This is a genomic window from Mycobacterium kubicae, assembly GCF_015689175.1.
Classification (GTDB): domain Bacteria; phylum Actinomycetota; class Actinomycetes; order Mycobacteriales; family Mycobacteriaceae; genus Mycobacterium; species Mycobacterium kubicae.
In genome coordinates this window covers 1,368,372-1,382,628 of sequence record NZ_CP065047.1, presented here as the reverse complement: position 1 = coordinate 1,382,628, position 14,257 = coordinate 1,368,372, and the positions used below count along the sequence as shown (strand labels likewise).

12 protein-coding genes are annotated in these 14,257 nt (G+C 65.6%); 4 read left to right on the top strand and 8 right to left on the bottom strand.

The window, feature by feature from the left end; translation table 11 throughout:
* Positions 1 to 9: 9 nt before the first annotated feature.
* The 3 genes from I2456_RS06605 to I2456_RS06595 form a co-directional block, all read right to left on the bottom strand.
* A complete protein-coding gene (locus I2456_RS06605; RefSeq protein WP_241007872.1) occupies positions 10 to 978 on the bottom strand; it encodes a nitronate monooxygenase in 969 nt (322 codons plus the stop codon).
* 46 nt (positions 979 to 1,024) lie between these two features.
* Positions 1,025 to 1,801: a Crp/Fnr family transcriptional regulator gene (locus I2456_RS06600; RefSeq protein WP_085072812.1), complete on the bottom strand. Its 777-nt coding sequence runs from the start codon at positions 1,799 to 1,801 to the stop codon at positions 1,025 to 1,027.
* Between the two features lie 94 nt (positions 1,802 to 1,895).
* A complete protein-coding gene (locus I2456_RS06595) occupies positions 1,896 to 2,753 on the bottom strand; it encodes a class I SAM-dependent methyltransferase (protein ID WP_085072811.1) in 858 nt (285 codons plus the stop codon).
* Positions 2,754 to 2,979: 226 nt separating this feature from the next.
* Here I2456_RS06595 and I2456_RS06590 point away from each other — a divergent pair, with 226 nt between their 5' ends.
* Entirely contained in the window at positions 2,980 to 3,828 is an 849-nt protein-coding gene (locus tag I2456_RS06590) for a mycofactocin-coupled SDR family oxidoreductase (RefSeq protein ID WP_085072839.1), read from the top strand.
* A gap of 18 nt (positions 3,829 to 3,846) precedes the next feature.
* On the opposite strand, the gene I2456_RS06585 is transcribed toward I2456_RS06590, so the two are convergent.
* Positions 3,847 to 4,845, bottom strand: coding sequence for a helix-turn-helix transcriptional regulator (locus tag I2456_RS06585; protein WP_163703775.1), 999 nt, complete (start codon positions 4,843 to 4,845; stop codon positions 3,847 to 3,849).
* Between the two features lie 50 nt (positions 4,846 to 4,895).
* Positions 4,896 to 5,960: an AraC family transcriptional regulator gene (locus I2456_RS06580; protein WP_139822993.1), complete on the bottom strand. Its 1,065-nt coding sequence runs from the start codon at positions 5,958 to 5,960 to the stop codon at positions 4,896 to 4,898.
* 198 nt (positions 5,961 to 6,158) lie between these two features.
* Here I2456_RS06580 and I2456_RS06575 point away from each other — a divergent pair, with 198 nt between their 5' ends.
* The 3 genes from I2456_RS06575 (at position 6,159) to I2456_RS06565 (ending at position 10,010) form a co-directional block, all read left to right on the top strand.
* Positions 6,159 to 7,607 (top strand): FAD-binding oxidoreductase, encoded by a 1,449-nt coding sequence (locus I2456_RS06575; RefSeq protein ID WP_085072808.1) that lies wholly within the window; start codon positions 6,159 to 6,161, stop codon positions 7,605 to 7,607.
* Between the two features lie 290 nt (positions 7,608 to 7,897).
* Entirely contained in the window at positions 7,898 to 8,695 is a 798-nt protein-coding gene (locus I2456_RS06570; RefSeq protein WP_085072807.1) for a helix-turn-helix transcriptional regulator, read from the top strand.
* Between the two features lie 70 nt (positions 8,696 to 8,765).
* Positions 8,766 to 10,010: a cytochrome P450 family protein gene (locus I2456_RS06565; RefSeq protein WP_085072838.1), complete on the top strand. Its 1,245-nt coding sequence runs from the start codon at positions 8,766 to 8,768 to the stop codon at positions 10,008 to 10,010.
* A gap of 31 nt (positions 10,011 to 10,041) precedes the next feature.
* On the opposite strand, the gene lpqB is transcribed toward I2456_RS06565, so the two are convergent.
* Genes lpqB through mtrA form a run of 3 tightly spaced genes read right to left on the bottom strand, consistent with a single transcriptional unit; the run spans position 10,042 to position 14,220 of the window.
* Positions 10,042 to 11,799 carry an MtrAB system accessory lipoprotein LpqB gene (lpqB, locus tag I2456_RS06560; protein ID WP_163703776.1) on the bottom strand — a complete coding sequence of 586 codons (1,758 nt, stop codon included), beginning with the start codon at positions 11,797 to 11,799 and terminating at the stop codon, positions 10,042 to 10,044.
* Positions 11,799 to 13,487, bottom strand: coding sequence for an MtrAB system histidine kinase MtrB (gene mtrB / locus I2456_RS06555; protein ID WP_068159185.1), 1,689 nt, complete (start codon positions 13,485 to 13,487; stop codon positions 11,799 to 11,801). The genes lpqB and mtrB overlap by 1 nt, the downstream gene beginning before the upstream one ends.
* A 46-nt stretch (positions 13,488 to 13,533) precedes the next feature.
* On the bottom strand, positions 13,534 to 14,220 hold the full coding sequence (gene mtrA / locus I2456_RS06550; protein WP_065160645.1) for a two-component system response regulator MtrA: 687 nt from the start codon (positions 14,218 to 14,220) through the stop codon (positions 13,534 to 13,536).
* Between the last annotated feature and the right edge of the window lie 37 nt (positions 14,221 to 14,257).

The following is a 14,257-nucleotide window of genomic DNA, read 5'->3' as shown; positions in this document are numbered from 1 at the left end:
GTGACCGGGTCAGCCCGCGAGTTCGCGCACGATGTCGGCTGCCGCGGCCGTTCTTGCGTTGCGAAATGCGGTGCCGGCCCATAAAGCCGCGCCGTGCGGATCACCGACCTTGAGGGCGGCTTCCTGTAGCGGTGCTGTCATCATGGCGATTTCCGGGAAGCCGGATACCGCGTCGGCGTCGTGTTCGTCGGTGAATCGGTTGCGCAACGCGCGCGCGTACCGTCCGGTGAAGGCCCGCGTCACCACAGTCTGGCGAAACTCCGCGGCACCCAACGCCTTTCGGTGCACCGCATGGGTTCCGGCTTCCTCGGCGAGCAGAAACGCCGTACCAAGCTGCACGGCGGCGGCACCGGCGCCGCGCACCCGCAATACATCCGCGGCAGTCCCCAGCCCACCGGCCGCGGCGACCGGGCAATCGAAGCACGCCACCAGCGCGGTGACCAGATCATCGAGGGGATCGTCGGGCGGCGCGGCCAGCGCGTCGAAGGTGGCCCGGTGGCCACCGGCACTGGGACCTTGCGCGACCAGCGCATCCACGCCGCCGCCCAGTGCGATCACCGCTTCCCGAACCGTGGTGACAGTGCCGAGGGTCATGATGCCGAGCTGACCGAGCCGCCGGCACTGCTCCTGGATCGGTGCGCCGAAGGTGAACGACACCACTTGCGGTCGCAGATCGCAGACCACGTCGAGCTTGGCGTCGAACTCGTCGTCAAAATGGCGCGGTGCACCCAGCGCTACACCGTAGTGTTCGGCTTCTCGCTCCAACGCCGAGGCGTAAGCGGCGAGCCTTTCCAGGCTGGCGACGCTGCGCTGTGGCACAAAGAGATTCACGCCCAGTGGGCCCGAGGTCAGCTTCCGAGTGGCGGTGAGTGCATCGGTCAGCTCTTCGGCAGACAGTAAGCCGCCGGCCAAGAAGCCCAGACCTCCCGCGTTGGTCACCGCGGCGGCCAGCGCGGGGGTAGAGGGACCGCCAGCCATCGGCGCCGCCATCACTCGGACACTCAAATCGGCCAAGGTGAATCGGTTAAACACGGCAAACCTCCGGTGCGTTCATCGCCCGCACCGACGCTAGCGCCTGCCCATCGACGATGACGAAACTTGTTGCGTCGGAATACAGCCAGCCGCGATCGGTGAATTCGCGTAACGTCGCGGCAACGGCCTCCGGAGCTACCCCCACCATTGCAGCGAAGTCTGCCAGCGTCATGTCGTGGACCACCCGAACTACCTCGCCCTCGCGCCGGCCGAACCGCTGGCTCAAACACAGAAGGCGGCCCGCGATGCGGCTTGCCGCGACGTTGCACCTGAAGTCGACGAGGCAGTCGATTGCGGCCTTCGCCCGGCGCGCGAACAGGCGCAGCACCTGATCCGCGACCTCTGGGCGCGCGGCCATGCAACTCAGGAGCTGATCGCGTTCGATGGGAACCGCCGTGACGTCGGTGAGGGCGGTGACGCTCAATTCGCCGGATTCCTCATCGAAGATGCTTGTCGCGCCGAATGTTTCTGGCGGCCCCACCACTGACAACAGAACTTGGCAACCGTCCAGGCGCCGGTAGTGCAACTTCGCCTTGCCGGATACGACGATGTACAACCGACCGGCGAGGTCGGTTCGGGTGTCGACGACGCGCCCGGTCCGGAAGTGTCGCGGTTTCAATTCCCTCGAGACCGCCGACACGATGTGGGGATCAGTCCTACTGAAGAGGCCGGAAGCAACCAGCGCCCGGTAGACGTCGCTTTGCTCTCCGGCGCAGCGCCATGACGCCGCAGTGACTCGCGCAGGTGGAGAGGCGACTGCAGAGCTCATCACATCGTTCAAGTTAGGCAAGCCGACACAGGGATTGATAGCCAATCTGCGCAGCTTGCTGTCCTAGGCGCGTACGGAATCCGGGCCGTGGGCCTCAGGTCGCATTGTCGGCAGCGCCGGTCCTACGTGCCTTCAGGGCGTACATCACCGGGAATTTCGGTGCGCTCTCCGGCATCGCCCACCAGCCGTCGGTCGTTCGCTCCATCACCGGCCAGCGCCGCCACGGCAGCCTCGCGGTCTCAGTGAGGCTTTCGATGTGCAGACCGGCTTGCACGACGGCGGTGACAACTTCGCCCACGCCGTGCGCCCACTCGTAGTGCACGGTGTCACCAGCCAATACCGGACCGTCGGTGTAGCTGTAGGCGCTGTCGCGCTCGTTGGCGCCCCGTCCGCTCAAGTAATCGTGACGGATGACCAGATCGTCTGGCACGCCTGGCTTCTGGGTCGGTCCGAGCGCGTTGAGCAGCGGATGAAACTCGACCAGGTAGAGGAAGCCATCCGGCTTGAGCAGACCGGCCACGGTGTGCGCCCACGCCGTCAAGTCCGGCAGGTAGCACAGCGCTCCCTTGCCGGTGTAGACGATGTCGAAACGATGCGCGCCCAGGGCCGCTACCGCGTCGTACACATCGGCGCAGACGTAGTCGATGGCCAGCCCGGCTTCGTCTGCGATCCGGTGCGCCTCGCGCACGCAGACCGCGGAGAAGTCCAGGCCGATGGTGTCAGCACCCTTGCGCGCGAATGCCATCGTCTCGGTGCCCAAGTGGCATTGCAGGTGCGCGACCTCGCGGTTCCCCAGCTCGCCGAGGTCGCGCCACTCGAAGTCAGCAAACCAGCTCTCCGGGTCCCGTTGGCCGACTCCATAGAACGCGCTGCCCACGTGAATTGGCGCGCGAGCGTCCCAATTGCGCTGATTGGCAGCGAGTTTCGCGGGCGCTTCATCGTCGCAGACCACACTCAAGCCCTCCTGGCAGGTATGCGTCCAGTGTGGCTCGGCGGCCTACCGTCCCGCCAGTGTTGCGTGCGCCCCTGGGCAACATTGGTTGTCGGTGCTGCGCACGGCGGGCTTGGACTCATTGTTCGCATCTGGACTACGACGCTGCGCGCAGTGGCTATTTGTCACATGGTCGTCCGGATACCGTCGAAGTCAATGACATCGGTGGTTGCGGGAGATGGATGCGATGGTGGACAGGGTTGCGGGCAAGGTCGCGTTCATCACTGGAGCTGCTCGAGGCCAAGGACGTTCGCACGCAGTCGGACTCGCCGGAGAGGGTGCCGACATCATCGCGGTCGACAACTGCTGTGACGTCGAAACGGCGCCCTATCGGGGCGCTACCCAGGACGACCTGGCTCACACGGTCAAACTGGTCGAGGCAGCGGGACGGCGGATCCTTCCCGTCGTCGCCGACGTGCGCGATCTAGCCGCATTGCAAGCCGCAGTTCGTCAGGGTGTCGAAACCTTCGGCGGCATCGACATTGCGATCGCGAACGCCGGCATCGTCTCCTTCGGTTCCACAGTGGAGCTCGAGGAAGACACCTGGCAAACGATGCTTGACGTCAACCTCACCGGAACGTGGAAGACGGTCAAAGCCGTAGCGCCGGCCATGATCGAGCGGCGCCAAGGTGGGTCGATCATCCTCATCAGTTCCATCGCGGGTCTGGTCGCCTTCGTCAACCTGGCACATTACGTCGCCGCCAAACACGGCGTCACTGGGCTCATGCGGGCGCTGGCCGCGGAATTGGCACCGCACGGCATCCGGGTGAACTCCGTGCATCCGGGCACCGTTCACTCACCTATGTTCGGCAACTTAGAGTCATTCGAAGCGTTCACCGGCATGGTTGGCGCCACCAGTGAGCAAGTCGCGAAACTGACGATGGGAATGAACGCCCTTGCCGTGCCATGGCTGGAAGAGGCCGACGTCACTCCAGCGATCGTCTATCTCTCAGCCGAGGAGAGTCGTTATGTCACGGGAACCACCGCGGTCATCGACGCTGGGGCGGTCCTGCCCTTCAAGATCCCTCATTGCTGACGATTACCGCAGCGAACACTAGGCACCGCGACAGAACTGCCAGCGGCGCAACGTCTTCCAGGGCGGCTCTTGGTAACGTGCGCTGTGGGCAGCAGCGAACCGGCCGAGGTTGGTAAAACCCCAGCGGTACGCGACCGACGCCACGGTGACCGTCGCGGGGTCCGCGTTCAGCAAGTCCTGGTGCGCCCGGCGCAGGCGAACGTCGCGCAGGTATGCCATCGGCGTGGTGCCCAGGTTCTGTTTGAAGGCTTCCTGCAGAGAACGGACGCTGACACAACAGCGCGCGGCCAGCGTCGAGACCGTCAGCGACTGGTCGGCTTCGGCCTCGATGAGCTCGATGGCCGCGCGGAGTGCCGCGGGCGCAGGCTGCGTGGTCTGGTCAGCCAGCTCCGCACGGAACGGGTGGTCGGCGGCAAGTAGCAGGCCGTGAACCACGCTGTCGGTGAAGGGCATCCCCACCATCGGCTGCTGCAGGACACTGTCGGGCCGGAACAACTGCTGGGCCAACAGTGACACCATGTTGATCCAGCTCTGAACGGCTTGCGTCGTGTCGGCCATGGTGGGTTGGAAGTCGATCTGGGAAGTCACCGACCGCCCGAGCGCACCTGCCAGCGCGTCTTCCACGGCATGGCGATCGATCATGACGGCCAGCAGACGGCCGACGTAACTCGATACGCCGGCTTTGCCCTCGGGTCGATAGACCCCGAGTGGGCCGGGCGCTGCGACGATGGAAGGATCGTTGCCACATGCGGACGAGGGAGTCGCGACGGGGACAGTCACGTGATAGTGGGGGCGCATCTCCCCGCCGTTCACCCATACGTTGTCGTGAAAGTCCGCGTCCAACAGGGTGATCGGGCCGAGGCGGCGGATCCGGTGCGCGAATGAGAAAGCACCTGCCGGCCCGAGCGGCCCGATGTCTGGCCACCAGTACGACATTGACCCTTGCTGACTGTTGCGTAGTTGTGCGAAGTCGTCGACCGACCGCACCGTGACCCATGCGTCGGTATCTATCGTCACCGACGCATCTTTCAATCGATCCGCCATGGCGATCCTCTCTCTCGGCATGGCTATTCAGGGTTTTTGGCGACCATGTCACTTACCGCTGAATTGTTGTTGTGGGGATAGCCGCCTGGCGTGGCGTTGCGGCGGTACGCTTTGCGCCGCAAAGTCTCCGTCGGTGTTTCACGGTAACGCGCTGCGTGGGCCGCGGCAAACCTACCCAGGTTGGTGAAGCCCCACCGGTGAGCCACGGAAGAGACGGTGACCACGGATGGTTCGGACTCGAGCAGCGTCTGGTGGGCTCGGCGCAACCGCACCTCGCGCAGATACGCCATCGGCGAGGAGTCCAGGTGCCGCTGGAATCCTTGCTGCAGCGCGCGGACACTGATGTGACTGCGGCTGGCAATGGCGCTCAGGGTCAGGGGCAGATGGGCTTCGGCTTCGATAATGTCGATCGCCGTCTGGATCGCGCGAGGTGCATCCAGCCCGTCTGCTCCGGTAACGGCGTCGTGGTGGGAGTGTTCAGCAGCAACCAGGAATCCACGCACCAGGCTGTCGACGAACGGCAATCCGACAATTGGCTGTGTCACCACGCTCTCGGGACGGAAAAGCTGCTCTTTGAACGACACCACCAGGTTGATCCAGCTTCGCGTCGGCGCCGTGCCAGAGGGCATGACGGGGGTGAAGTCGGGTTGGGCCATCACCTGCCGACCGATCGCATCGCTGAGAGCATCATCGACGGCGCAACGGTCGATCTTGAGGGAGATCAACTTCGTTCCGGCGGTCCAGCGCGCCGCGGTGTGGCCCTGTGGGGCGTACACGGAAGCCGCACCTGGCCCACCCATGAGCGAAAAGCCCCGATGAAGACCTTCGATGCGGCCCGACAGCGGCACCAGGATCCGGTAAGCACCGCATACCTCGCCGGCATCCATCGAGAAGTCCGATCCGACGTCGACTTCGGAGAGGGTTACCCCACCCATCCGGGCTCTGCGGTGGGACAGCGAGAACTCGGCAGGGTCAGTCAACAAATGCATATGGGGCTGTCCGCAGCAGACCGTGGCGAAGTCGTTGAACTCCTTCGCCGGCGTCCATATCAGCGTGTCTGCAGCGTCCGCCGTCGGTCCTTTCCTCACTCGGTCGCCCTTTACTCACCGTGGGTAGATGTCTCAGCACACCCGCGGACGCGACGCTAGCGGCGGTGACTATCCTGCGCTATAGCAGGACAGCGGCTCTGCGTGATTCGTCCACAGCGCTGCGTATTTCGGGTATGCAGTCTGCGCGGGCCCCCGTTACTGTCGGGGGTGCCGGGCAGCCCGGGGGTGAAGGGTGCGATGAGCGACGCGACTCCGTTTGCTGGACAACCCATTTCCGCAGACGAGCTTGCCCAATTGAGCGATCGGCTAACTGGCGACGTGGTGCACCCGGAGCATCCGGACTTTCACAGCGCGCGTCGAATCTGGAACTACATGATCGATCGCCGCCCCGCGGCAATCATCCGGTGCGGCAACGATACTGACGTTGCTACGGCGATCGCGTTCGCCCGTGAACGCAACCTTGCACTGGCGGTCAAAGGCGGTGGCCACAGCGTCGCCGGCCATTCAATGATCGACGACGGCGTGGTCATCGACCTGTGCAGAATGCGCCAGGTCAAGGTAGATCCCGAGGCCGGCAGGGTACGCGTGGGCGGTGGTTGCCTGCTCGCCGATATGGATCAGGCCACCCTGGTCCACGGTCTGGCGACCCCGGCCGGTGTGATGTCGCAGACCGGTGTGGCGGGTCTGGCGCTGGGCGGAGGACAAGGCTGGCTGACCCGCAAGTACGGCCTGACGTGCGACAACCTGGTTTCGGCTCGCGTGGTCTTGGCCGACGGCAGTGTCGTGCGAGCCAGCGCCAGTGAGAACGCCGATCTGTATTGGGGATTGCGCGGAGCCGGCGCCAACTTCGGCGTGGTGACCGAATTCGAGTTCGCGACACATCCCGTGGCGCAAGCTCTTCCGGTCGGCATCGCACTGTATCGACTGGACGAGGCGGCCGGCGCGATCGCTCACTATGACCAGATGATGCGGCGGGCACCCGATGACCTGAAAGTGACGGTGTACTTACGCCGCGCGACGGCCGACCTCGGAATACCTGAAGAGTTGCTCAACGAACCGGTATGCATGCTGCTCAGCGTGTGGACCGGCGACACCGCCGACGCGCAAGAGATCAACGACGAGTTGTGGAGCGGCGCCCCAACACTTCTGGGCAACCTCGCCATGATGCCATTCCTGGACCTGCAGTCGGCCAACGATGCGCTGCTGGGCCCGGGCGCATGCAACTACACCAAAGGTGGCTACCTCGGGCCGATTACCGGTGACTGCACCGAAGCGCTCCTTGACGCCGCCCGCCGACTGCCGTCGCTGGTCTCAACGGTGGAGATCTCCTATCAGCACGGCGCCCAGGATCTGCTGGCTGAGAACGACACTGCGTTCGCCGACCGTCATGCGGATCACTTCATCAATATGCTGACCCGCTGGCAGCCCGACGAAGAATGGCAGCCACACGTCAACTGGGCGCGCGAGACGTCCGCGGCGACGTCTCGGTGGCAAACCGGCGGGGTCTACGCCAATTTTCTGGCGGCCGACGATGACGACCGAGTGCGCGACGCCTACCGGAACGGCAAATACGAGCGGCTGGCCAAGATCAAGCACCGGTACGACCCGGACAACATCTTTCACAACAACCCGAATATCCTGCCCGGCAATGGGTTAGGCGGCAGAACGGGTGCTCAGGCGACCTGAGGCGCGCGATGCGGGTACCGCTCAGCGCGGCAGGGCGTCGGTACAACCGTTTGAAAGGCAGTACAACCTGCGATACCATCGATACGAAAATAGTGGTAGCAGTGGAAACGCGGGGTGAGCGCGACGCCCCGGGTTGGATGCTGACTGAGTTGCTCCATTCAACAGCGAATCGTTGAGACACCGTTAAAAACGGCCGCCGCAACATTTTAGGGCCGTTGGCAGCTGGCCTGCAACTGACACCGGACGGAGGTCAAACGCTGATACCTGAGACGTCGGCAGGGCTGAGCGCCTTGCCCGAAACATCTGCCCTCGGACAATTCCTGCGGGCCCGGCGAAGCCGGGTACAGCCGGCCGATATCGGTTTGCCTGCCGGTGGACGCCGCCGAGTCACAGGGTTGCGCCGAGAGGAAGTCGCAGTGCTCGCCGGCATCAGCACCGACTACTACGTGCGTCTGGAGCAAGGGCGAGAAGATAATCCGTCGGATCAGGTGCTTGAGGCCATTGGCCGGGCTCTACAGCTGGACGAGCAAGCCGTCGCGTACATGCGCAATTTGACCCACCGTGACGACGCTCGTGTCGACTCGTTCCAACAGCTTCATCCGGCGATCCAGGTCTTGATCGACAGTTGGCCGCTCACGATCGGGCACGTCGTCGACCCGGGCCTAACCGTGGTCGCCGCCAACAAGTTGGCCACGGCGTTCTCGCCCCACTACTCGGTGGGAGCCAACACGCTACGGGCATTGTTCGTAGAGCCGGACATGCGCCATTTCCACCGCAACTGGAAGCCGTTGACCGCGTGGGCGGTGCCCTTGATTCGTGCCTTGTATGGTCAGCACCCAGATCCGGCTTTGCTGAGCCTGGTTGCCGAGTTGCATGACACCAGCCCACGGTTCAGACAATTGTGGGCCCGACACGACGTGAGACAGGTAGCCGCCGGAGTCATGTTGGTGAACCATCCGCGGGTAGGACCCCTGGATCTCAACTATCAGCAGATGATGTTGCCGTCGACCGGTCACTGGCTCGTCGCGTACTGGGCCGATGCCGGTTCTGCGTCCGAGGCCGCGCTGCGCCGCCTGGTCAGTCATTGACCCTGGGAGTCACGCAACCAGGAAATCGGCATCCTGGATAACCGCGGTGGGCGTACGCACTATGCGAGCTATGAGCCAGAACGACTGCCGGGTCGCAACAGAGCCTGTCCCGGCGCAGCCCTTGCCTCGGCTTGGCCGGGCCTTCGTCCAGAATCCGCACGCCACCTACAGCCAGCTCCGCGCCAGCGGCCCAGCGTGTCGCGTCGCGATGTGGGGTGGCCATCACGTCTGGCTGATCACCCGATATGCCGAGGCGAAAGCTGCTTTGGTCGATCCACGGCTGAGCAAGAACTGGCGTGCGGTGATGGAGCTCTACCCGGCAGGCAGAGACAGCCCGCATCAGTCGGTGCTCTACAGCCACATGCTGCTCCAGGACCCGCCTGACCACACTCGGTTGCGCAAACTGGTCACCAAAGCCTTCACTGTCCGCAGCGTGCAACGGATGCGGCCGACGATTGGCCGCATCGCCGACGAACTGCTCGATCCCATCGCAGCCACCGCCGCCGCGCACGGGGTGGTGGACCTGATGGAGTCGTACGCGCTCCAGTTGCCACTACGGGTGATCAGCGAGTTACTCGGCGTGCCGCCGGAGGTGCGCAGCGCCTTTCGCAGGCACGTTGAGCCTCTCTTGACCACCGCCAACCCCGATGAGTTAAGCGCCGCCGAGGAGGCGCTGGCCGAACTGTTGGCCAGATTGATCGATGCCAAGCGTCAGGTGCCCACCGAAGACCTGCTGGGCGCTTTGGTGCAAACGTCGGTTGCCGATGATGAACTGTCCCCGGACGAGCTGGTGTCGACCGCTTTCCTGCTGATCTTGGCGGGCTACGAGACCACGGTGAACCTCATCGGCAATGGCGTCCTGGCGTTGTTGTGCAATCCAGCTCAGCTGGCGGCAGTGCGCGCCAATAGCGCACTGTTACCGCAGGCCGTCGAGGAATTTCTGCGCATCGAGAGCCCACTCAATATGGCCACCCAACGGTTCACCACCGAGGCTGTGACAGTCGGCGACGTCGAGATACCGGCGGGTCAACCGGTGTTGGTGGCGCTGCTTTCGGCCAACCACGACGACCGCCAGTTCGACGATCCCCATCGCCTCGACGTGACCAGAACGCCCAACCCACATCTCGCGTTCGGCTACGGCATTCACCATTGCCTGGGCGCGCCACTGGCGCGCCTCGAGGGGGAGATCGCGATTGGTCGGCTGCTTGCCCGATTCACGCGAATCAGCTTGTGTGACAACTTTTCTCCCGAGTACCGCAGCAGCACTTTGATGCGTGGCCTGACCGCGCTTCCGGTCCGTTTATCGGTGACGTGACGAGCGGGACAACGCGGCTCTGCCGGCGGGGTCATCCCGGCAGTACCGGCGCCGCGCCCGCGATCACCAGGCCGGCCACATCCGACCAGCCCTGCGGATTTTCCGCGGCCGACGGCGAATACTGCAGCACCCCCTGGGGCGCGGAGACGTACACCGTGGAGGGGTTGGCCGCGATCGCGAACAGCGGGATCTGCAGGCCGTGGGACGGCGCATCGGAGTTGACGCCGTCGAGGTTCACATACGACACCGGATGAGTGGCGTCGTTGCGGGTGACGACGATGTCGTCGCTGGTGCGCCAGTACAGCGACACCACCGAAGAGCCCAGGCCGAAACCCAGCCGCCGTGGGTAGGTCAGCGCGAACTGGCCCGCCTGCGTCTGCTCGACACTGGCCAGGATCACCTGCCCGTCGATCACCATCGCGGCCCGGGTGCCGTCCCGGGACAGCTGCAAGTCGGTGATGGGACCGGGGAACCGGGAGGCGATTGCGTTGGAATCCACCGGAATTCGCGCCGGCTGCCCGGACGCCGGCTCCTGAATCGCGCGCAGCACGTTGTTGGTGTCGACCACCACCCACACCGCGTCGTCCAGCGACCAGCTCGGCCGCGACAGGTTGTGTCCGTCCGCCGACTGCACGGCCTCGCCCCCGAGGTCACCGATCCACAGTGACGCCGCCATGTCGGGCGCGCCGCGGCGCAGGGTGACCACCGCGGCCACTTGCCGGCCATTGCGCGACAGCGCCGCACCGGTCTGATCCCCCATCCGGCCGAACGCGCCGGGCACGGTGGTGACCCGCTGTCCGTCCAACTTGACCAGCGACCCACTGACCAGCGCATGCAGGCCGGCTCCGGCGCCGTCGGCGACACCGGGGTCGGTGGCGGCGACGTCGGAGGTGTTCCAACCCTGCACGAATCGGTCGTCGAGCGGGGCGCCGTCGGCGTTGATCACATACGGGCCCCGGATATCCGCGCGCGCCAGCGTCCAAATGATCTGTGCGGCAAGCAATGTCCGGCTGTGCGGGTCGGTGGTGGCCAGCTTCTCCAGATCGACGCGCGCGCCGCCGTACCCCTTGCCCACCCCGCTCTTGCCGCCGTCGGCGCGGGTCACCGGTCCGCGTAGCCGCAGCGGCGGGGACAGCAGGTTGCGCACGCTGTGCACCATCTCCGGGCGGGGCCCGGCCAGCACCTTGGAGACGAGCTCGGTGGCCAGCTGGTCGTGGTCGGACACCGCGACGTAGCGCGGATCCGGGACCACCGTTTTGCCGGTGGGGTCGGCGAAGTACAACGTGTTGCGCTTGTAGGTGGCCTGGAACTGCTGCCAGTCCAGAAACACCCCGTTGGGCAGCCGGTCAATGCGCCATCCGCCGGAGGTCTTGACCAACTCGATGGGTCCGGGATCCGGCAGCTGGCCATCGGCGGTCTCGAAGACGCCCATGTCGGACAACGAACCCAGGATGTCTGCGCGCATGTTGGCCGAAACCCGTTCCGCGCCGCGGGTTTCGACGAAGACGACGTGGTCGATCAGCAGTGCGCTACCGGCGTCGTCCCAGGAGTTGGACGCCGATTGGGTGAGGAACTGGCGTGCGGCCAGATGGCGGTTGGCCGGGTCGGCGGTGGCTTTGAGGAATTCGCGCAGCAGCACATCGGGGTCCATGCCGGGGGTCGGCTTGGGCAGGTTCGACGGTGCGGGCCGTTCCACGGTGCCGATGGCTTGCGGGGCCGAGGAGCTGGGCACGCTCGCGCAACCACCGAGCAGCAGGGCGACCATCAACAGGGCCAGCAGCCGGCGCATCAGCCGCTCCGCTCGGCGTGTTCACGCGGGCGGACTTTGGGCTCGGGGGCAATCGGTTGGGCGGCCGGCTGACCGTTGGGTTGCGGAACGGGCTTCATCGGCAGCGGGCTGGTGGTCACCTTGTGCCCGCGCACCAGGGGCAGCGTGAGCCGGAAGCAGGCGCCGTTGCCCGGCTCCCCCCAGGCTTCCAGTCGGCCCTGATGCAACCGGGCGTCTTCGATGCTGATGGCCAGGCCCAGGCCGGTGCCGCCGGAGCGCCGCACCCGCGACGGGTCCGAGCGCCAGAACCGGCTGAACACCAGCTTCTCCTCCCCCGGCCGCAATCCCACGCCGTAGTCGCGCACGGTGACCGCGACGGTGTCTTCGTCGGCGCCCATCCGGATGCGCACCGGCTTGTGCTCGGCGTGGTCGATGGCGTTGGCGATCAGGTTGCGCAGGATGCGTTCGACCCGGCGCGCGTCGACCTCGGCGATGACCTCCTCGGCGGGCATGTCGACGAGGAGCTCGATGCCGGCATCCTCGGCGAGGTGGCCGACGTTGACCAGTGCGCTGTTGACGGTGGTGCGCAGGTCGACCGCCTCGACCGACAGCTCGGCGACACCGGCGTCGTGCCGGGAGATCTCCAGCAGATCGCTGAGCAGGCTCTCGAACCGGTCCAGCTCGTTGACCATCAACTCGGTGGACCGGCGCAGCGCCGGGTCGAGGTCGGCGCTGTGGTCATAGATCAAGTCGGCGGCCATCCGCACGGTGGTCAGCGGGGTGCGCAGTTCGTGACTGACGTCGGAGGTGAAGCGGCGCTGCAGGTTGCCGAATTCTTCGAGCTGAGTGATCTGCCGCGACAGGCTCTCGGCCATGTCGTTGAACGACACCGCGAGCCGGGCCATGTCGTCCTCGCCGCGCACCGGCATGCGTTCGGACAGATGCCCGTCGGCGAACCGCTCGGCGATCCGCGACGCCGAGCGCACCGGCACCACCACCTGCCGCGACACCAGCAGCGCGATCCCGGCCAGCAGCACCAGCAGTACCAGCCCGCCGGTGGCCATGGTGCCGCGAACCAGCGTGATGGTGGCCTGCTCATTGGCCAGCGGGAAGATGAGGTAGAGCTCGAGGTTGGCCACCCGCGACGATGTCGGGGTGCCGACGATCAGGGCCGGTCCGGAGAAGCCATCGGTGTGCACGGTCGCGTATTGGTAGGCCGCCTGCCCGGCCTTGACGAAGCCGCGCAGCGAGCTGGGCACCTGGTCGACCGGCCCGGCGGTGGACGCGGCGCGCGGCCCGTCACCGGGCACCACCAGCATCGCGTCGAAGGCGCCGGCCAGGCCGGCGCCCGAGGCGGGATCCGTCTTGGACGTCAGGGTATTGCGCGCCAGTTGCAGGCTGCTGTCCAGCGAGCGCGTTTCCTCACCGTTGACGATTCCGGTCACGGTGGTGCGCGCCCGCTCGATCTGGTCGATCGCCGCCTTGACCTTGATGTCGAGGACGCGGTTGGTGACCTGACTGGTCAGCACGAAACCCAGGGCCAGGATCACCGCCAGCGAAAGCCCCAGCGTCAACGCCACGACCCGCAGCTGCAAAGACCGGCGCCAGGCGATCGCGACGGCGCGACTCAGCGCGCTCAAGCCGCGCGTCATGGGGGCACTTCGCCCCCAGCGGTGACCTCTGATGCGTCTCCGCGAGCCCCACATCACGCGCGTCGCTCTCCCCTAACGCGACGCTCAGCACCGAAGGTGCGGGTCACGGAGGTCCGGCCTTGTATCCCACTCCTCGAACGGTCAACACCACAGTCGGGTTCTCAGGGTCTTTCTCGACCTTGGCCCGCAGACGCTGGACGTGCACATTCACCAGGCGGGTATCCGCCGGGTGCCGGTATCCCCATACCTGTTCGAGCAGCACATCACGAGTAAACACCTGACGCGGTTTGCGCGCCAACGCGACCAACAGGTCGAACTCGAGCGGTGTCAGCGAAATCTGCTCGCCGTTACGGGTGACCTTGTGCGCCGGGACGTCGATGTCGACATCGGCGATCGAGAGCATCTCGGCGGGCTCGTCGTCGTTGCGGCGCAGCCGGGCCCGCACCCGGGCCACCAGCTCCTTGGGCTTGAACGGCTTCATGATGTAGTCGTCCGCGCCGGACTCCAGGCCGAGCACCACGTCCACGGTGTCGGTCTTGGCCGTGAGCATGACGATCGGCACGCCGGAGTCGGCGCGCAGCACGCGGCACACGTCGATGCCGTTCATGCCGGGCAGCATCAAGTCCAACAGCACCAGATCCGGGCGCAGCTCGCGCACCGCGGTCAGGGCCTGAGTGCCGTCACCGATGACTGCGGTGTCGAAACCCTCCCCACGCAACACGATGGTGAGCATCTCGGCCAGCGAAGCGTCGTCGTCGACGACGAGAATCCTTTGCCTCATGGCCTCCATGGTGTCACCGATTCGGGACAAAACTGGCGCACCACAC

Coding starts and splice junctions, on each gene's coding strand:
- I2456_RS06605 (WP_241007872.1), bottom strand. CDS start 978: ATGGCTGGCGGTCCCTCTACCCCCGCGCTGGCCGCCGCGGTGACCAAC.
- I2456_RS06600 (WP_085072812.1), bottom strand. CDS start 1,801: ATGAGCTCTGCAGTCGCCTCTCCACCTGCGCGAGTCACTGCGGCGTCA.
- I2456_RS06590 (WP_085072839.1), top strand. CDS start 2,980: ATGGTGGACAGGGTTGCGGGCAAGGTCGCGTTCATCACTGGAGCTGCT.
- I2456_RS06575 (WP_085072808.1), top strand. CDS start 6,159: ATGAGCGACGCGACTCCGTTTGCTGGACAACCCATTTCCGCAGACGAG.
- I2456_RS06565 (WP_085072838.1), top strand. CDS start 8,766: ATGAGCCAGAACGACTGCCGGGTCGCAACAGAGCCTGTCCCGGCGCAG.
- lpqB (WP_163703776.1), bottom strand. CDS start 11,799: ATGCGCCGGCTGCTGGCCCTGTTGATGGTCGCCCTGCTGCTCGGTGGT.
- mtrA (WP_065160645.1), bottom strand. CDS start 14,220: ATGGAGGCCATGAGGCAAAGGATTCTCGTCGTCGACGACGACGCTTCG.